The 17,208-nt window shown below is 71.4% G+C and carries 18 protein-coding genes; 5 read left to right on the forward strand and 13 right to left on the reverse strand.

The features are described from left to right. Positions 1-420: 420 nt before the first annotated feature. Complete coding sequence (locus tag RWE79_RS10060; protein WP_475939681.1) at positions 421-2,073, forward strand: glycosyltransferase family 39 protein; 1,653 nt, start codon at positions 421-423, stop codon at positions 2,071-2,073. A gap of 7 nt (positions 2,074-2,080) precedes the next feature. Here the strand turns inward: RWE79_RS10060 and dapD are convergent, their stop codons facing one another. The 4 genes from dapD to RWE79_RS10080 form a co-directional block, all read right to left on the reverse strand. After that, positions 2,081-3,079 (reverse strand): 2,3,4,5-tetrahydropyridine-2,6-dicarboxylate N-succinyltransferase, encoded by a 999-nt coding sequence (gene dapD / locus RWE79_RS10065; RefSeq protein ID WP_475939682.1) that lies wholly within the window; start codon positions 3,077-3,079, stop codon positions 2,081-2,083. Between the two features lie 61 nt (positions 3,080-3,140). Further along, on the reverse strand, positions 3,141-4,358 hold the full coding sequence (locus tag RWE79_RS10070; RefSeq protein ID WP_475945726.1) for an MFS transporter: 1,218 nt from the start codon (positions 4,356-4,358) through the stop codon (positions 3,141-3,143). 119 nt (positions 4,359-4,477) lie between these two features. Next, positions 4,478-5,014, reverse strand: a complete 537-nt coding sequence (locus RWE79_RS10075) for a TetR/AcrR family transcriptional regulator (RefSeq protein ID WP_475939683.1) — start codon at positions 5,012-5,014, stop codon at positions 4,478-4,480. Then, the gene (locus RWE79_RS10080; RefSeq protein WP_475939684.1) at positions 5,014-5,334 is read right to left on the reverse strand and encodes a DMT family transporter; all 321 of its coding nucleotides are present in this window, start codon (positions 5,332-5,334) and stop codon (positions 5,014-5,016) included. Before RWE79_RS10080 ends, RWE79_RS10075 begins: the two co-directional genes overlap by 1 nt. 145 nt (positions 5,335-5,479) lie before the next feature. On the opposite strand from RWE79_RS10080, the gene RWE79_RS10085 reads away from it, so the two are divergent. Beyond that, entirely contained in the window at positions 5,480-6,031 is a 552-nt protein-coding gene (locus tag RWE79_RS10085) for a SigE family RNA polymerase sigma factor (RefSeq protein ID WP_475939685.1), read from the forward strand. Continuing rightward, positions 6,028-7,230, forward strand: coding sequence for a WD40 repeat domain-containing protein (locus RWE79_RS10090; protein ID WP_475939686.1), 1,203 nt, complete (start codon positions 6,028-6,030; stop codon positions 7,228-7,230). Before RWE79_RS10085 ends, RWE79_RS10090 begins: the two co-directional genes overlap by 4 nt. A 63-nt stretch (positions 7,231-7,293) precedes the next feature. Here RWE79_RS10090 and RWE79_RS10095 read toward each other — a convergent pair whose 3' ends face one another. The 8 genes from RWE79_RS10095 to RWE79_RS10130 form a co-directional block, all read right to left on the reverse strand. Then, on the reverse strand, positions 7,294-7,668 hold the full coding sequence (locus RWE79_RS10095; RefSeq protein WP_475939687.1) for a metal-sulfur cluster assembly factor: 375 nt from the start codon (positions 7,666-7,668) through the stop codon (positions 7,294-7,296). Then, the gene (sufU, locus tag RWE79_RS10100; RefSeq protein WP_475939688.1) at positions 7,665-8,138 is read right to left on the reverse strand and encodes a Fe-S cluster assembly sulfur transfer protein SufU; all 474 of its coding nucleotides are present in this window, start codon (positions 8,136-8,138) and stop codon (positions 7,665-7,667) included. Before sufU ends, RWE79_RS10095 begins: the two co-directional genes overlap by 4 nt. 13 nt (positions 8,139-8,151) lie before the next feature. Continuing rightward, positions 8,152-9,414: a cysteine desulfurase gene (locus tag RWE79_RS10105; RefSeq protein ID WP_475939689.1), complete on the reverse strand. Its 1,263-nt coding sequence runs from the start codon at positions 9,412-9,414 to the stop codon at positions 8,152-8,154. Next, positions 9,411-10,175 carry a Fe-S cluster assembly ATPase SufC gene (sufC, locus tag RWE79_RS10110; RefSeq protein WP_475939690.1) on the reverse strand — a complete coding sequence of 255 codons (765 nt, stop codon included), beginning with the start codon at positions 10,173-10,175 and terminating at the stop codon, positions 9,411-9,413. Before sufC ends, RWE79_RS10105 begins: the two co-directional genes overlap by 4 nt. Before the next feature lie 7 nt (positions 10,176-10,182). After that, on the reverse strand, positions 10,183-10,512 hold the full coding sequence (locus RWE79_RS10115; protein WP_475939691.1) for a non-heme iron oxygenase ferredoxin subunit: 330 nt from the start codon (positions 10,510-10,512) through the stop codon (positions 10,183-10,185). After that, entirely contained in the window at positions 10,512-11,699 is a 1,188-nt protein-coding gene (gene sufD / locus RWE79_RS10120; RefSeq protein WP_475939692.1) for a Fe-S cluster assembly protein SufD, read from the reverse strand. Before sufD ends, RWE79_RS10115 begins: the two co-directional genes overlap by 1 nt. Before the next feature lie 74 nt (positions 11,700-11,773). Beyond that, entirely contained in the window at positions 11,774-13,195 is a 1,422-nt protein-coding gene (gene sufB, locus RWE79_RS10125; protein ID WP_475939693.1) for a Fe-S cluster assembly protein SufB, read from the reverse strand. Continuing rightward, positions 13,192-13,899 carry a helix-turn-helix transcriptional regulator gene (locus tag RWE79_RS10130; RefSeq protein WP_475939694.1) on the reverse strand — a complete coding sequence of 236 codons (708 nt, stop codon included), beginning with the start codon at positions 13,897-13,899 and terminating at the stop codon, positions 13,192-13,194. The genes sufB and RWE79_RS10130 overlap by 4 nt, the downstream gene beginning before the upstream one ends. Before the next feature lie 329 nt (positions 13,900-14,228). On the opposite strand from RWE79_RS10130, the gene RWE79_RS10135 reads away from it, so the two are divergent. Both RWE79_RS10135 and RWE79_RS10140 read left to right on the forward strand, forming a co-directional pair. Next, a complete protein-coding gene (locus RWE79_RS10135) occupies positions 14,229-15,152 on the forward strand; it encodes an ABC transporter ATP-binding protein (RefSeq protein ID WP_475939695.1) in 924 nt (307 codons plus the stop codon). Continuing rightward, positions 15,152-15,913, forward strand: coding sequence for an ABC transporter permease (locus tag RWE79_RS10140; protein ID WP_475939696.1), 762 nt, complete (start codon positions 15,152-15,154; stop codon positions 15,911-15,913). Before RWE79_RS10135 ends, RWE79_RS10140 begins: the two co-directional genes overlap by 1 nt. Here RWE79_RS10140 and RWE79_RS10145 read toward each other — a convergent pair. Beyond that, on the reverse strand, positions 15,900-17,198 hold the full coding sequence (locus tag RWE79_RS10145) for a glycosyl hydrolase family 28-related protein (protein ID WP_475939697.1): 1,299 nt from the start codon (positions 17,196-17,198) through the stop codon (positions 15,900-15,902). The genes RWE79_RS10140 and RWE79_RS10145 overlap by 14 nt on opposite strands. Positions 17,199-17,208 lie beyond the last annotated feature (10 nt).

The raw sequence follows: 17,208 nt of genomic DNA on the forward strand, positions 1-17,208 counted from the left end.
CACGCTCCTCGTCGCCCGTGACCCGGCATACGGCATACGGCATACGGCACATCTCATATTGCATACGATATACAGCATACATCATACGATGAGAGCTGGTAGGCATCCCTCTTCAACCCGGCCCGGGTGTTCTTCACCGGCGGCGCGGGCGGCGACCGCACCCCGCTCGGAGACCCGACGGGTCAGGCCGGCCGCCCCGGGCGGGGCCGACACCTCCGTCCGCACGACGGCGGGTTCTCCGCCGACGGCGCCCCGAAGGCCCGCACCTCTCGCCGTGGCCCCGGCGAGCCGCATCGACGCCGGGTCCGCCGGGCTCCCCGCGTTGTTTGCGCGCGGGGAGCCCGGGCAGACGAGGCCACGATGCGAGCACTTCGAGCAATCCGGGCGCGAATATCCGCGTATGCCCCCGCGTATGCCCCCATGTGTGTCCCCGCACTGATCGTTCTGGGCGGGGGCGTCCCCGGTCTGGACCGTGACTCCCTGTGGCAGGACGAGGCGACCACCGCCGCCATCGCCGGCCGGCCGCTGCCGCAGCTGTGGCACACCCTGGGCAGCGTCGACGCCGTCCACGGCGCGTACTACCTGCTGATGCACTGGCTGCTGGCCGCGCTCGGCGGTGTCGTGCCGCTGGAGGTCCTCATCCGCCTCCCCTCCCTGCTGGCCGCCGCCGCTGCCGCCGCCGGCGTGGCCGCTGTCGGCCGCGCCGCCCACTCGCCCGCCGCCGGGCTGCTGTCCGGCTGCGTCTTCGCCCTGCTGCCCGTCGTCAGCCGGTACGCCCAGGAGGGCCGCTCCTACGCCCTCGTCACGGCGGCGGTCGTATGGGGCACGTACTTCCTGGTACGCCGCCGATGGGCCGGGTACGCGGTGGCCCTGGCCGTCGCCTGTGTGCTCAACCTCTTCGCCGTCCTGGTGCTCCCGGCCCACGGCGTCGCGCTCCTGCTGGCCCGGGCCGGGGCGCCCGCGCTGCGCCGCTGGGCCGCGGCAGTCCTAGCCGCCCTGATCCCGGCAGTGCCTGTCGCCTGGGTGGCCTCCGGGCAGACCGCGCAGGTGTCCTGGCTCACCCGCCCCGGGTGGCCGGACGTACGGGCGCTGCTCGGCGGCTGGGCGGGCGGCGCGCTGCCGCTGGCCGTGCTGGGGGCACTGTGCGCGGCGGGCGTGGTGGTGGGTCTGCGCCGGGCGCCGGGGCGGGCGTCCTCGCCGGCCGGTTCCCCGGGTGGCGCCGGGCGGGAGCCGGCGGCGGCGCCCCTGCTGCGCGGGCGGGACCCGGGTGGGGACCGGGGCCGGGGACGGGCCGGGGCGGGCGGCGCGCTGCTGACCGCCGGGCCGCGCCCGGCCGGCACGGGCGGCCCGGCCGGCGCGGCCGGCGCCCTCCCGGGCCCGGCGCTCGGCACGGAACCATCGCGTCCGTCCCTCGCCGTGCTGGTCGCCCTGGGGCTGCCGGTCGCCGTGCTGCCCCCGGCGGTGCTGCTGGCCGTGTCGCAGTTCCATCCGCTCTACCAGGACCGTTACGTACTGTTCTCCACCGCCGGCCTCGCCTGGCTGGCCGGCGCCGCCCTCACCGCGGTGGCCGCGGTGAAGCGCGGGGCGGTCGTCGTGGCCGCCGCGCTCATGGTGGCGCTGGGGGCGCTCACGCTGCCCGCCCAGCGGGAGGTGCGCCGGGTCGACAGCCGGGCGGACGACCCGGCCGCCGCCGCCCGCGTGGTGGCCGCGGGGGCACGCGCGGGGGACGCCGTGGTCTTCCTGCCGTCCGTGCGGCGGCTGGTCGCCGAGGCGTACCCGGGCGCCTTCCGCCGGGTCGACGATGTCGCCCTGGCCCGTTCGGGCGCACGGTCCGGGACGCTCGCCGGCCGCGAGATCAAGCCGGAGAAGGTGGCGGCTGCACTGCGCGGCGCGGACCGGGTGTGGGTGGTGAGCCGTTCGTACGCCTCGCCCGCCGACCTCGGCGCCCCCACGGACGTGGCCAAGCGTGACGCGCTGCGCACGGGGTTCCGGCAGGTCCGGATCGTGCGGGTGCTGGGCTACGCGGTGCGGCTCTACGTCCGGCAGACGCGGAGCCACACCGCAGCGCACTGACAGTACGTCAGTTGTGGCTGTGGAGCACCTCGTTGAGGCCGCCCCAGGAGCCGGTGCGCTGGAGCACCTCGACCGTGCCGGTGGTGGAGTTGCGGCGGAAGAGCAGATTGTCCGCGCCGGACAGCTCCAGCGCCTTGACGATCTTGCCGTCGGGCAGGGTGACCCGCGTGCCGGCCGTGACGTAGAGACCGGCCTCGACCACGCAGTCGTCACCGAGGGCGATGCCGATACCGGCCTCCGCGCCGAGCAGGCAGCGCTCGCCGATCGACACGATCTGCTTGCCGCCGCCGGAGAGCGTGCCCATGATCGACGCGCCGCCGCCGATGTCGGAGCCGTCGCCGACCACGACGCCCGCGCTGATCCGGCCCTCGACCATGGAGGTGCCCAGCGTGCCGGCGTTGAAGTTGACGAAGCCCTCGTGCATGACCGTGGTCCCGGTCGCCAGGTGCGCGCCCAGGCGGACCCGGTCGGCGTCGGCGATCCGGACACCGGCCGGGGCGACGTAGTCCGTCATGCGCGGGAACTTGTCGATGCCGGTGACCTGGAGGTGCAGGCCCTCGGCACGGGCGGCCAGCCGCACCGTCTCGACCTGGTCCACCGCGACCGGGCCCAGGGAGGTCCAGGCGACGTTGGCCAGCAGGCCGAAGAGGCCGTCCAGGTTCTGGCCGTGCGGCCGGACCAGGCGGTGGCTGAGCAGGTGCAGCCGCAGATACACGTCGTGGGTGTCCAGCGGCTTGTCGTCGAGCGAGGCGATGACGGTCCGTACGGCGATCACCTCGACGCCGCGTCGCGCGTCCGGCCCCAGTGCCTTGGGCGCGGTCCCGCCGAGGAGTTCGGCGGCGCGCTCGCCGGTCAGCCGTTCGGTGCCGGCCGGGCCGGGCGCCTCGACGAGCTCGGGCGCGGGGAACCAGGTGTCGAGAACGGTGCCGTCGGCGGCGACGGTCGCCAGCCCCGCGGCGACGGCACCGGTGGCGCGGGTAGCGGTCGTAGAGGTCGTTTCAGTCATGTATCGAACGCTAGCCTGCGATACCGCGCCGTGCCCAACCCGCCCCCGCCGCTCCGGCTGGTCAGCCCGGGGTGACCGCGCTGACGCTGCCCTGCTCGGCGGGGGCCGGATGGAACAACGGCATGCGGTGGGCGGCCAGTACGGCGCCGCCGACGATCACGACCAGCGCGACACAGACCGGCCACAGCAGCCCGGGCGCCGCCTGGTACAGGGCTCCGCCCAGGGGTGCGGCGAGGACCACGCCGCTGATGGAGGCGCCGGCGTACAGGCTCTGGAAGCGGCCCTGGAGGTGGTCGGGGGCGTTGTCGGCGATGTACGCCGTGGAGGGCGACTTGTACAGGATGTCGCCGAAGGTGAGCAGCGCCATCATCACGATGGCGGTGGCGATGTACCCGCCGAGGACCAGTGCCGCGTATCCGGCGCCGACCAGCAGGATGCCCCCGCCGATGACCAGCAGGGGGGCGCGTTCGCGCAGGGCGACGGTGACCGGGAGTTCCAGCAGGATGACGAGCCCGCCGTTGATGGCGATGAGCGCGCCGTAGAAGCCCGTGCCCATGCCGTGGTCGGCGAGGAAGACCGGCAGGGTGGAGTACTGCTGGCGGTAGATGGTGTCGGCCACCAGGATCGCCACCAGGACGACGATCACGGCCGGCCGCGCCCGCAGCGCCGTCCACAGCCCCGGGACGTCCGTGTCCGCCGCGGCGGACACGGGCCGCCGCCGCTTGTTGCCGTTGGCCGGGAGGATGAGAGCGGCCCAGACGGCGAAGAAGAGCATGCCCGCGCCGTCGGCGACGAACAGCCAGCCGTACGAGAAGCTCGCGGCGATCAGCGCGCCCAGCGGCGGGCCGACGGTGACACCGGTGTTGGCGAAGAAGCGCAGCAGCGCGAAGCCCTGGCGGCGGGCGCCCTCGGGCACGGAGAAGGCGATGAGCGCGGAGTTCGACGCCCGGGTGATGCCCGTACCGAACTGGCAGACCGGGAAGAGCACGGTGAGCGCGGCGATCGGCAGGACCGGCAGCGCGGCCAGGACGGTGCCGGCGACGACCATGCCCGCGATGATGGTGCGGCGGTGCCCGAAACGGTCACCGATCCAGCCGCCGGTGAAGTTGCCGACGACCATGCCGATGCCGCCGAGGCCGGCGATCAGTCCGGCGTGCGAGGTGCTGAGTCCGCGCGGCCCGGTCAGGTAGACGAAGAGATAGACGAAGGTGAAGCTGAGGGCCGCGACGACGAACATGCTGGCGGCCAGCAGCCATACGACTCTGGGGATGTCCTTCATCGCCTGTTTCACGCCTACTCCTGGATTCGGTTCCCCTCCAGAATCGATCAATCGCGGGTATACGTGCGGTACACAGCGATGGACGGATCAGGTCGCGACCGGTATCGGCCAGTAAGGGGTCACCGGATCAGCCGGGCGAACATCGCGCGGGCCTGATCGGCGTCGAACTCCCGCCCGGTGAGGAGAACCTGCAGGCAGAGCCCGTCGGCCAGGGCCGCCAGGGCGCGGGCGGTGCCGGGGTCGGTGCGGCGCCCGATGACCTCGGTCATCAGGTCCACCCACTCCGCGGCGATGGGGCGTACCGCGGCCCGGCGCAGCGCCGCCAGGTACAGCTCGTACTCCAGCTCGGTGCGGGCCCGGTCGCGGGTGACCATCTCCTCGACCAGCCGGGCGAGGTCGGCCGCGAGGTCGGTGCCCGGATCGGTCAGCGCGGTGCGCGCGTCGAGGTCGCGCTTGCACTCCTCGTTGGCCTGGTGGAGGGCGGCGACCAGCAGGTCGTCAAGGGTCGCGAAGTGGTACGTCGTCGAGCCGAGCGGCACATCGGCCTCGGCGGCGACCGCGCGGTGGCTGAGCCCCGCGATGCCGCGTTCGCCGACCACCCGGATCGCTGCGTCGATGATGCGGCGGCGGCGGTCGGGGTCGTAGCGGCGGGCCATCAGTGCGCGCCGCCCAGGTTGAGCACGACAACGCCGGCGATCACCAGGGCGAGCCCGGCCAGCCGGGCGGCGGTCGCCTGTTCGCCGAGGAAGACCATGCCGATGGCGGCGACGGCGGCGGTGCCGGTCCCCGCCCAGATCGCGTAGGCGGTGCCGACGGACATCGTCTTCAGGGTCCGCGCGAGCAGCATGAAGGCGATCAGATATCCGGCGGTGGTGCCCAGGGACGGCCAGAGCCTGCTGAAGCCGTCGCTGTACTTCATCGCGGTCGTGCCGAGGACCTCGGCGAGTATCGCGCCTCCGAGCATCAGGTACACCATGCGTACGAGTGTACACAACGATACGTACGACCGTACACATCAGCGGGCGGAGCCGCCGAGCCGGAAAATACCTCCCGGGGGGCGGCATAGCGGCGGGCATCCGTACGCGTCTGTGTCAGTGCAGAGCGCAACGGAAAGGTGACGGATGGATGCCCAAGGGCAGGAGAGCTTCAGAGAGTTCGTGGCGAACCGCTCGCCCGCGCTGCTGAGGCTGGCCGTGCTGCTGAGCGGCGGGGACCGCCACGCCGCCGAGGACCAGCTGCAGAACGCGCTGATCAAGGCGGCCGGCCGCTGGCACCGGATCGACGAGCCGGAGGCCTACGTCCGGCAGGTGCTGTACCGCCAGCAGGTGAGCCGCTGGCGGCTGCGCTGGCCGCACCGCGAGACCACGGTGGCCGCGCCACCGGAACCTACGGCGAACGACGCAGGGCACGGCGACGCCACGGGGGCCGCCGAACTGCGCATCGTCGTACGGCAGGCGCTGGCGCGCCTCACCGCGCGCCAGCGCACCGTCCTGGTGCTCCGCTACTTCGAGGACCTGCCCGAGGCCGAGGTCGCCCGTCTGCTGGGCTGCTCGGTCGGCACGGTCCGCAGCACCAATCACCGCGCCCTGGACAAGCTGCGCAGGGCCGCCCCGGAGCTGGGCGCCCCTTCGCACCTGCCTGTGGACTTCTCACCCGCGGAGGCCCGGTCATGAACGTCGAAGAGCTGCTGCGCGACACCCTCCACGACATGACGGGCGACGCCCCCGCCCCGTCCGCCGGCCTGGCCGACCGGGTCCTGCACGCGCGGCGCCGCCGCCGGATCCGGACGGTCGCGGCCGTGGCCGCCGCGACCGCCGCCGTCCTGGTCGCGGCCGTCACCGTCCCCGGCCTGGGTTTCCGCGACCACGCCGAGGGCCGTCCCGCCTCGGTCACCGGCACCGCCGACGTGGTCGGCCACCCCGACCAGACCCCGCCCCGGGATCTGATCGCGGCGGGCGACACGGCGGTCTCGGCGTACTTCACCACCAAGTGGGTCGTACAGACCGGCAAGGGCGCCAAGGCCGTCCGCACCCTCCAGCGCACCTGGCATCTCTACAACACCACCACCGGCCGCTACGACGCCGTCCCCTGGGCCTATCTCGACGTGGCTCCCGGCCTGCGCACCGCCGCCGTCCTGGAGGGCCCGCTTCCCAGCGGGCGCGTCGGCCTCCTGGACATGGCCACCGGCAAGGTGACCCGCTGGATCGAGCTGGACCACCCGGCCGGCGGCGTGAGCTGGTCGCCCAAGGGCGACAAACTGGCGGTGACGACATACGCCAGGACGCCGGAGACGATGGTCGGCACGGAGAAGATCAACCGGTCCGTGCAGAGCCGGACCGGCTACTACCTCGTGGACCCCGGATCCGGCACGAAGACCTACCGCGGACTGCCGCAGGACCCGTCCCTGGGCGGCAACATGCGCGAGGACCTGAAGTGGAGCCGCGACGGCTCACTCCTGAAGGTCACCGAGGTGTCCCTGAGCGAAGTCCGGTTCTACGACCTCCAGGGCCATGAGCAGCCGGCGCCCAAGGGCGAGGAAAAGGGCTACCCCTACGCCGGGCTGTCACCCGACGGCCGCCATCTCGCGGGTGACTTCGTGGGCAAGGGCGGCGACATCGCCACCGAGGTACTCGACGCCGGCAGCGGCGAACGGGCCGGCAAGGAGCCCGTGCAGGAGCTGCTCGCCTGGGCCGACAACGACCGGCTCATCGCCTGGGGCTGCGACCCCGAGAAGTGCAGCAGCTCGAACGAGTTCCGCAACCGTCTTCTGCTGACGGACATCAGCGGCGAGCACGTGACCGTGCTGTCCGGCTTCCGCGCGGCCTCCGCCACGTCCGGCAGCCGCTGGACGCCGCTGTTCACGGCGCGCTGAGACATGGGTGTGGCCCGGCAGCGGTGCTGCCGGGCCACACCCATGTCCCATGTGCCAGACGGGTCAGACGTTGAAGCCGAGCGCCCGGAGCTGGTCGCGGCCCTCGTCGGTGATCTTGTCGGGGCCCCACGGGGGCATCCAGACCCAGTTGATCTTGAGGTCGCTGACGATGCCCTCCGTCGCCGACCTGGCCTGGTCCTCGATGACGTCGGTGAGCGGGCAGGCCGCCGAGGTGAGCGTCATGTCGAGGGTGGCGACATTGGAGTCGTCGATGTGGATGCCGTAGATGAGCCCGAGGTTGACGACGTCGATGCCCAGCTCGGGGTCGACGACGTCGTAGAGGGCCTCGCGGACCTCCTCCTCGCTCGCCGGCTTCGTCGTGGTCGCCGTGGTCGTCGCGGTGGTCGCGGTCGTCGCGGTGTCTGCGTTGTCGCTCATGCGGTCTCCCTTGCCGCGCTATCGCCCAGGGCCTGGGCAGTAGCGTCCTTCCACGCCATCCAGCTGAGCAGCGCGCACTTCACGCGCGCCGGGTACTTGGAGACGCCGGCGAACGCGACCGCGTCCTCCAGCACCTCCTCCATCGCCTCGTCCGGCTCGGTCTTGCCCTTGGACTGCATCAGCTCCAGGAAGGTCTCCTGGATCTTCTGCGCCTCGGGGAAGTCCTTGCCGACCAGCAGCTCGTTGAGCACGGAGGCGCTGGCCTGGCTGATGGAGCAGCCCTGGCCCTCGTACGAGATGTCCTCGATCCGCGCGCCGTCGCTGCCGCCGAGCCGTACGCGGAGCGTGATCTCGTCGCCGCAGGTCGGGTTGACATGGTGCACCTCGGCGTCGCCGTCGCGCAGGCCTCGCCCGTGCGGGTGCTTGTAGTGGTCCAGGATCACTTCCTGGTACATGGAATCGAGCTTCACCAGTCGGCCGTCCTCATCCGAAGAAGTTCCGCACGTGCTCCAGGCCGTCGATCAGTGCGTCGACCTCACCCGGAGTGGAGTACAGATAGAACGACGCCCGGGTGGTCGCGGGAATTCCGTACCGGAGGCAGACCGGCCGGGCGCAGTGGTGTCCGACACGGACCGCGATGCCCTGCTCGTCGAGCACCTGGCCCACGTCGTGGGGGTGGATGTCGCCGAGGGTGAAGGAGATCGCGGCGCCGCGGTTCTCGGCCGTGGGGGGGCCGATGATGCTGAGGTCGGGGACCTCGTGGAGCCGCTTGAGGGCGTACTCGGTGATCGCGTGCTCATGGGCGGCGATCTTGTCCATGCCGATGGCGGAGAGGTAGTCCACGGCCGCGCCCATGCCGACCGCCTGGGCGATCGGGGGCGTACCGGCCTCGAACTTGTGCGGCGCCGGGGCGTAGGTCGAGGAGTGCATCGAGACGGTTTCGATCATCTCGCCGCCGCCGAGGAACGGCGGCAGGTCCTCCAGCAGCTCCTGACGGCCCCAGAGCACGCCGATGCCGGTCGGGCCGCACATCTTGTGGCCGGTGAAGGCCACGAAGTCCGCGCCGAGCGCCTGGACGTCCAGGGCCATGTGCGGGGCGGCCTGGGAGGCGTCGATCAGGACCAGGGCGCCGACGTCCTGGGCGCGGCGCACGATGGCCTCGACCGGGTTGAGGGTGCCGAGGATGTTGGAGACCAGGACGAACGAGACGATCTTGGTCTTCTCGGTGATGACCTGCTCGATGTTGCTCAGGTCGAGGCGGCCGTCGTCGGTGAGCCCGAACCACTTCAGCTTGGTGCCGGTGCGCTGTGCGAGCAGCTGCCACGGCACGATGTTGGAGTGGTGCTCCATCTCCGTGATGACGACCTCGGTGTCGCGGTCCACGCGGTACGGCTCGTCGGCCCAGCCCAGCATGTTGGCGACCAGGTTGAGCGACTCCGAGGCGTTCTTGGTGAATATCACCTCGTTGCGGCTGGGCGCGTTGATGAAGGCGGCGACCTTGTCGCGGGCACCCTCGTACAGCGCCGTGGCCTCCTCGGCGAGCACGTGCACGCCACGGTGGACGTTGGCGTTGTGCCGCTCGTAGTACTCGCTCAGGGTGTCGATGACCTGGCGCGGCGTCTGGGAGGTCGCCGCGTTGTCCAGGTACACGAGCTTCTTCCCGTCGTGGACCACGCGGTCCAGGATCGGGAAGTCCTTGCGGATCGTCTCGGTGTCGAGCAGGCCCGGCAGCTGCGGTCGTGTCACTGGGTTGCGCCACCCTTCACATACGACTCGTAGCCCTCGTTCTCCAGCTTGTCCGCGAGCTCGGGGCCGCCGGACTCGGCGATCCGGCCGTGCGCGAACACGTGGACGTGGTCGGGCTTGATGTAGCGCAGGATGCGCGTGTAGTGCGTGATCAGCAGGGTGCCGACCTGGCCGCTCTCGCGGACCCGGTTGACGCCCTCGGAGACGATGCGCAGGGCGTCGACGTCCAGGCCGGAGTCGGTCTCGTCGAGGATCGCGATCCGCGGCTTGAGCAGCTCCAGCTGGAGGATCTCGTGGCGCTTCTTCTCACCGCCGGAGAAGCCCTCGTTGACGTTGCGCTCGGCGAAGGAGGGGTCCATGTGGAGACGCTCCATGGCCTCCCTGACCTCCTTCACCCAGGTGCGCAACTTGGGGGCCTCGCCGCGGATGGCGGTCGCCGAGGTGCGCAGGAAGTTGGAGACCGAGACACCCGGGATCTCGACCGGGTACTGCATGGCCAGGAAGACACCGGCCCGCGCCCGCTCGTCGACGGTCATCTCCAGCACGTTCTCACCGTCGAGGGTGACGGTGCCCCGGGTGATCGTGTACTTGGGGTGCCCGGCCAGCGAGTACGCCAGGGTGGACTTGCCGGAGCCGTTGGGGCCCATGATGGCGTGGGTCTCGCCCTGCTTCACGGTCAGGTCGACCCCGCGCAGGATCTCCTTGGTGCCGTTCTCGACCTCGACGGTGACGTGCAGGTCGTGGATTTCAAGCGTTGCCATGGGTGCCTCAGGACTCCTGGGTGACGGAGACGAGCACTGCCGCATCGGGGCCGTCTCCTTCGATTTTTACGGGGTATACGGGGACCGGCCGCGTGGCCGGCAGCCCGGACGGCTTGCCGGTCCGCAGATCGAACGAGGACCCGTGCAGCCAGCACTCGATCTGGCAGTCCTCCACCTCGCCCTCGGACAGCGAGACGTTCGCGTGCGAGCAGACGTCGTTGATGGCGAACACCTCGCCGCAGGTCCGCACGACGGACACGGGCGTGCCCTGGAGTTCCACCCGTTTGGGGGTGTCCTCCTCCAGCTCGCCCAGCGCGCAGGCTCGTACGAAGGCCATCAGACGGACGCCTCCAGCTCGGCGTCGATCTTCGCCATCAGGCGTTCCTCCAGGTCGGGCAGGCCGATCTGCTGGATCAGTTCGCCGAAGAAGCCGCGGACGACCAGACGGCGGGCCTCGCCGGCCGGGATGCCGCGGGCCATCAGGTAGAACAGCTGCTCGTCGTCGAAGCGGCCGGTCGCGGAGGCGTGGCCGGCGCCGACGATCTCGCCGGTCTCGATCTCCAGGTTCGGCACCGAGTCGACCCGCGCGCCGTCGGTGAGGACGAGGTTGCGGTTGAGCTCGTAGGTGTCGGTGCCCTCGGCCTCGGCGCGGATGAGGACGTCGCCGATCCACACCGCGTGCGCGCCCTCGCCCTGCAGCGCGCCCTTGTAGGCGACGTTGCTGCGGCAGTGGGGCGTGTCGTGGTCGATGAAGAGGCGGTGCTCCTGGTGCTGGCCCTTGTCGGTGAAGTACAGGCCGAACAGCTCGGCCTCACCGCCCGGGCCGCCGTAGACGACCCGCGGGTGGAGGCGTACGACGTCGCCGCCGAAGGTGACGATCACGGACTTGAAGCTCGCGTCACGGCCGACCAGCACGGTGTGCTGGGCGGCGTGCACGGCCTTGTCGTCCCAGTCCTGGACCGAGACGACGGTGAGCTTGGCGCCGTCGCCGATCAGGAACTCGACGTTGGCGGCGAGCACCGCGTCACCGGTGTGGTCGATGACCACGACGGCCTCGGCGAACGCTCCGAGTTCGATGACCTGGTGGCCGAAGGCGGTGCCGCCCTCGCCGTGCACGGCGATCCGTACCGGCTCGGTGAGCACCGTCTCCTTGGGGACGGAGACCACGGAGGCCTTCTCGAAGGAGCTGTACGCCTGCGCCGCGATCCGGTCGACCGGCTTGCCGGCCCTGCCGATCCGGGCGTCGTCACGGCCCACGGTCTCGACGGTGACGCCCTCGGGGGCGGTCACCTCGACCCTGATGCCCTGGCCGCCGCTGTCGGCGACGGCGCTGCCGTCGTGCAGGCCGCGCAGCCGTTCCAGAGGCGTGAACCGCCACTCCTCCTCGCGGCCGTGCGGGACCGGGAAGTCGGCCACGTCGTAGGACGCGGGCGCGCTGACCCGGGCGTCACGGGGCTGGCCGACCTGGATGGCCCCTTCGGTGGTGGCACCGGCGGGAGCACCGGCGGCAACAGTTTCAGCCATGGCTGTCGTACGGCTCTTTCTCTCTGGGGTTCACGCTGGGACGCGTCGTCTGGTGAGCTTCGGGAGGCTTGGCCCTAGCCGACGGCCCCTTCCATCTGCAGCTCGATCAGCCGGTTGAGCTCCAGCGCGTACTCCATCGGCAGTTCCTTGGCGATCGGCTCGACGAAGCCGCGGACGATCATCGCCATCGCCTCGAACTCGGTCATGCCCCGGCTCATCAGGTAGAAGAGCTGGTCGTCGCTGACCTTGGAGACGGTCGCCTCGTGGCCCATGGACACGTCGTCCTCGCGGACGTCCACATACGGGTAGGTGTCGGAGCGGGAGATGGTGTCGACCAGCAGCGCGTCGCACAGCACGTTGGACTTGGAGCCCGCGGCGCCCTCGCCGATCTCGATCAGACCGCGGTAGGAGGTGCGGCCGCCGCCTCGCGCCACCGACTTGGAGACGATGTTGGAGGAGGTGTTCGGGGCCATGTGGACCATCTTGGCGCCGGCGTCCTGGTGCTGGCCCTCGCCCGCGAAGGCGATGGACAGGGTCTCGCCCTTGGCGTGCTCGCCCATCAGGTAGACGGCCGGGTACTTCATGGTGACCTTGGAGCCGATGTTGCCGTCGACCCACTCCATGGTCGCGCCCTCGTACGCCACGGCGCGCTTGGTGACCAGGTTGTAGACGTTGTTCGACCAGTTCTGGATCGTCGTGTAGCGGCAGCGGCCGCCCTTCTTCACGATGATCTCCACGACGGCGCTGTGCAGCGAGTCCGACTTGTAGATCGGCGCCGTGCAGCCCTCGACGTAGTGCACGTAGGCGTCCTCGTCGACGATGATCAGCGTCCGCTCGAACTGGCCCATGTTCTCGGTGTTGATCCGGAAGTAGGCCTGGAGCGGGATCTCGACGTGCACGCCCTTGGGGACGTAGATGAAGGAACCGCCGGACCACACGGCCGAGTTCAGCGAGGCGAACTTGTTGTCGCCGACCGGGATGACCGTGCCGAAGTACTCCTGGAAGAGCTCCGGGTGCGTCTTCAGCGCCGTGTCGGTGTCCAGGAAGATGACGCCCTGCTCCTCCAGGTCCTCGCGGATCTGGTGGTAGACGACCTCCGACTCGTACTGGGCGGCGACACCGGCGACCAGGCGCTGCTTCTCGGCCTCCGGGATGCCCAGCCTGTCGTAGGTGTTCTTGATGTCCTCCGGCAGGTCCTCCCAGGACTCGGCCTGCTTCTCGGTGGACCGCACGAAGTACTTGATGTTGTCGAAGTCGATGCCGGTCAGGTCGGAACCCCAGGTCGGCATGGGCTTCTTGCCGAACAGCTTCAGGCCCTTGAGCCGCAGCTTGAGCATCCACTCCGGCTCGGACTTCTTGGAGGAGATGTCGCGGACAACGTCCTCGGAGAGGCCGCGCTTGGCAGCCGCGCCCGCCGCGTCGGAGTCGGCCCAGCCGTACTCGTACGTGCCCAGCCCGTCGAGTTCGGGGTGAGTGGTCTCCGTGGGAGCAGTCATGCGGGGTTCCTCCCGGCGTTTGCTTGCGGAACAAAGGTCGTACAGACCCCGTCGCCGTGGGCGATGGTGGCCAGTCGTTGCACGTGGGTACCGAGCAGGCGGGAGAAGACCTCGGCCTCCGCCTCGCACAGCTGCGGGAACTGCTCGGCGATGTGTGCCACCGGGCAGTGGTGCTGGCAGAGCTGCTCACCGGCGGAGGAGGGCGCGCTGCGCGTGGTAGCAGCGTACCCGTCCTGGCTCAGGGCCTTGGCGAGCACCTTCGTACGGTCCCGGGGCTCGGCCGCCTCGACCTCGACCCGGTAGCGCTCGGCCTGGGCCGCGACCCTGGCCCGGGCGAAGTCCGACACCGCGGCCTCGCCCCGCTCCCCGCCACCGGCGGCCTGCGCGATCCAGCGCATCGCGTCGGCGGCGAGCTGGTCGTAGGCCTGGTCGAAGACGTCCCGGCCGCAGTCCGTCAGGGCGAACGCCTTGGCCGGACGGCCGCGCGTACGGGCCCCGTAGACCCGCTTCTCGCGGGGCTCCACGAGGTCCTCGGCGACCAGGGCGTCCAGATGGCGTCGTACGGCGGCCTGGGTCAGACCCAGCCGTTCGGCCAGGTCGGCGGCGGTCGACGGGCCGTGGTCCAGGATCGACCGGACGACCCGGTTGCGGGTGCTCCGCTCCCCGGCCGTCTGCTCCTCCTGAGCCTCGCCCACGTATTTCACAATGCCAGTGTTGCGTAATTCCTCGGGGCAAGGCAAGCGGGGTCCCGCGCGGACGGCGGTGGGGTACGTCACTTAGGTGAACCTAAGCCGACCAGCGCAAACGTCCCGCCCCCGCGCCGACCGGGCCCTCGGCGCGGCGGGTGCCGGGCGGGTTCGCAGACTGCCCGTCATGGGAGACGAGCCCGCGGTCCCAATCCCCGACGCCGGACTCGCACCGCTCGGCCGGGGGGCCTCCCGGGCATCGCCCGGCTGCGCCGGACTCCGTCCGCCGGACCCGGGACCGGGCCCTCGGCGCGGCGGGTGCCGGGCGGGTTCGTAGACTGCCCGTCATGGGAAACGAGCCCGCGGTCGAAGTGGACGGACTGGTCAAACGGTACGGGGCCAAGACGGCGGTGAACGGGCTCGACCTCGCCGTCGGGCGGGGGACGGTCACGGCGGTGCTCGGGCCGAACGGGGCCGGGAAGACGACGACCGTCGAGACCTGCGAGGGGTACCGGCGGCCCGACGCCGGCAGTGTGCGGGTGCTCGGGCTGGACCCGGTCACGCAGAACGCCGCGCTGCGCCCCCGGATCGGGGTGATGCTCCAGTCGGGTGGCGTCTACCCCGGCGCGCGGGCCGAGGAGATGCTGCGGCACACCGCCGGCCTGTACGCCCACCCCGTCGACCCGGACCTGCTGATCGAACGCCTCGGCCTCGGCTCCTGCGGCCGGACGCCCTACCGGCGGCTCTCCGGCGGCCAGCAGCAGCGGCTGGCGCTGGCCATGGCGGTGGTCGGGCGGCCGGAGCTGGTGTTCCTGGACGAGCCGACCGCGGGCCTGGACCCGCAGGCCCGCCGGGCCACCTGGGAGCTGGTGCGCGAGCTGCGCGCCGACGGGGTCACGGTCGTACTGACCACGCACTTCATGGACGAGGCGGAGCAGCTCGCCGACCAGGTCGCCGTCATCGACGCCGGCCGGGTCATAGCGCGCGGCACCCCGGACGAGCTGTGCCGGGGCGGCGCCGAGAACACCCTGCGCTTCTCCGGGCGCCCCGGTCTCGACCTGGCCTCGCTGCTCAACGCGCTGCCCGCCGACTCCGCCGCCGCCGAGCTCACCCCCGGCAGCTACCGCATCGAGGGCAAGGTCGATCCGCAGCTGCTGGCGACGGTGACCTCCTGGTGCGCCCAGCACGGCGTGATGCCGGACCGGCTCGCGGTCGAGCGGCGCACGCTCGAAGACGTATTCCTGGAGCTGACCGGCAAGGAGCTGCGCTGATGACCACCTTCGCCCCGGAGCCGGGCGCCGCCCCGCTGCCCCGCATGATCGGCGCGCAGACGGCCCTGGAGACCCGCATGCTGCTGCGCAACGGTGAGCAGCTGCTGCTGACCGTGGTCATCCCCGGCCTGCTCCTGCTGCTCTTCGGCACCGTCGACATCATCGACACCGGCGCGGGCGCGGCGGTGGACTTCCTCGCCCCCGGCATCCTGGCGCTGGCCGTGGTGTCGACGGCCTTCACCGGCCAGGCCATCGCCACCGGCTTCGAGCGGCGCTACGGGGTCCTCAAGCGGCTCGGGGCGTCGCCGATGCCCCGGTGGGCGCTGATGACCGCCAAGACCGGTTCGGTGCTGGTCACCGAGTCGCTGCAGGTCGTGCTGCTGACGGTGATCGCGTTCGCGCTGGGCTGGTCCCCGCACGGCAACCCGGCCGCGGTGCTGCTGCTCCTGCTGCTGGGCACGGCCGCCTTCTCCGGCCTGGGTCTGCTGATGGCCGGGACGCTCCGGGCCGAGGCCACCCTGGCCGCCGCCAACCTGGTGTTCCTGCTGCTGCTGGTGGGCGGCGGCGTGATCGTCCCGCTGGACAGGTTCCCGGCGGGCCTGCGCTCGGTGCTGGAACTGCTGCCGGTCTCGGCCCTGTCGGGCGGCCTGCGGGACGTGCTCCAGCACGGCGCCGGCATGCCGTGGGACGACCTGGCGATCCTGGCGGTGTGGGCCGTGCTGGGCCTGGGCGCGGCGGCGCGCTGGTTCAGGTGGGAGTGACGCAGTCGGTGAAACGGGCGAAGCCGGTGTCCTGGCCGGCGTCGACGGCCAGGAAGCCGCCGTCCTCGTTGTGGCTGGCCAGCAGGCACATGTCGTAGCGGACGACGCGCGGCAGCGTCGCGGTGCCGTCGGTGCGGAAGCGGTGGGCGCCGGTGAGCTGGCAGGAGTCGTAGCGGACGAGGGGGCCGCGGGTGCCGAGGTCGTAGCGGTGCGCCTTGAGGGCGGGGGCGAAGGACTTGAAGGCGTTGGCGGTGTCGTCGCAGTCGTTGAAGTGGACGGTGCCGCTGTTCCAGGCGCAGTCGATGACGACGACGTCGGGGTCGCGCAGTTCGAAGCGGATGTCCTCGGCGTGGAAGCGCTGGACGCTGCTGAAGTGCTCGGCGCGGGGGAAGCGGAAGAAGGCGCTCTCGTAGCCGTAGTCGGGGTGCTCCCGGGTGCGGCGGCCGGTGACGATGTAGCTGCCGCCGCGGCAGTTGACGGAGCCGCCGTAGGGGAACTCCAGGAAGTTGCCCCACTCGTAGTGGACGGTCATGTCGTTGAACCAGTAGTTGAGGAACTGGTCCTGCTGCTCGGGGTCCTGGGAGCGCTTGGACAGGCCCGAGTAGAGGAACGCCTTGCGGTACGAGCCGCCGACCCGGCAGGACTCCCAGCGCATCTCGGAGTTGGTGTTGCTGCCGTCCAGGGCGAGGCCGTACTCCCACTCCCCCATCCACTCGCAGTCGGTGAAGCGGTAGTTGGCGGCGCCGCCGGTGGAGTAGGACAGGAAGAACGACGCGCCGGGCGTGCCGGAGGTGAAGCGCAGCCCCTCGAAGGCGAGGTTCTGCCACATGTCGTTGTTGTTGCAGAGGTAGGCGTCCGCGGCGGTCTCCGGTGCGAAGACGATCTCGCTGATCCGCAGGCCGGCGCCCCGGAAGCGCAGGCCGTTGGCGGCGTTGTCGGGGTCGTCGCCGTTGAGCAGGGCGCCGGGGCGGGTGATCAGGAACCGGCCGGGCGGGATGTCGATGACGGTGCGGCCGGTGTGGTCGTCCAGGCGGGAGACGGCGTACGCGTAGGCGTCGGCGAAGGCCTGGCTGTCGTCGGTGGTGCCGTCGCCCTTGGCGCCGAAGTCGGCGACGACGTCGACGACCCCGGGGTGGCCGGTGGTGGCCGGTTCCTTCACCGCGGGCGCGGCCGGTGAGTCGGCGGCGACGAAGACGGCGGCGCCGGTGCCGGTCAGGGCGGCCGCGGCACCTCCGTAGAGCAGCCGTCTGCGGTTGAGGTGGTTGGCGGCTCCGTGATCGGTCATGATCCCCCCA

The sequence above is a fragment of the Streptomyces sp. RLA131 genome (assembly GCF_056270125.1).

Coding starts and splice junctions, on each gene's coding strand:
- RWE79_RS10060 (WP_475939681.1), top strand. CDS start 421: ATGTGTGTCCCCGCACTGATCGTTCTGGGCGGGGGCGTCCCCGGTCTG.
- dapD (WP_475939682.1), bottom strand. CDS start 3,079: ATGACTGAAACGACCTCTACGACCGCTACCCGCGCCACCGGTGCCGTC.
- RWE79_RS10070 (WP_475945726.1), bottom strand. CDS start 4,358: ATGAAGGACATCCCCAGAGTCGTATGGCTGCTGGCCGCCAGCATGTTC.
- RWE79_RS10075 (WP_475939683.1), bottom strand. CDS start 5,014: ATGGCCCGCCGCTACGACCCCGACCGCCGCCGCCGCATCATCGACGCA.
- RWE79_RS10080 (WP_475939684.1), bottom strand. CDS start 5,334: ATGGTGTACCTGATGCTCGGAGGCGCGATACTCGCCGAGGTCCTCGGC.
- RWE79_RS10085 (WP_475939685.1), top strand. CDS start 5,480: ATGGATGCCCAAGGGCAGGAGAGCTTCAGAGAGTTCGTGGCGAACCGC.
- RWE79_RS10090 (WP_475939686.1), top strand. CDS start 6,028: ATGAACGTCGAAGAGCTGCTGCGCGACACCCTCCACGACATGACGGGC.
- RWE79_RS10095 (WP_475939687.1), bottom strand. CDS start 7,668: ATGAGCGACAACGCAGACACCGCGACGACCGCGACCACCGCGACGACC.
- sufC (WP_475939690.1), bottom strand. CDS start 10,175: ATGGCAACGCTTGAAATCCACGACCTGCACGTCACCGTCGAGGTCGAG.
- RWE79_RS10115 (WP_475939691.1), bottom strand. CDS start 10,512: ATGGCCTTCGTACGAGCCTGCGCGCTGGGCGAGCTGGAGGAGGACACC.
- sufD (WP_475939692.1), bottom strand. CDS start 11,699: ATGGCTGAAACTGTTGCCGCCGGTGCTCCCGCCGGTGCCACCACCGAA.
- sufB (WP_475939693.1), bottom strand. CDS start 13,195: ATGACTGCTCCCACGGAGACCACTCACCCCGAACTCGACGGGCTGGGC.
- RWE79_RS10135 (WP_475939695.1), top strand. CDS start 14,229: ATGGGAAACGAGCCCGCGGTCGAAGTGGACGGACTGGTCAAACGGTAC.
- RWE79_RS10140 (WP_475939696.1), top strand. CDS start 15,152: ATGACCACCTTCGCCCCGGAGCCGGGCGCCGCCCCGCTGCCCCGCATG.
- RWE79_RS10145 (WP_475939697.1), bottom strand. CDS start 17,198: ATGACCGATCACGGAGCCGCCAACCACCTCAACCGCAGACGGCTGCTC.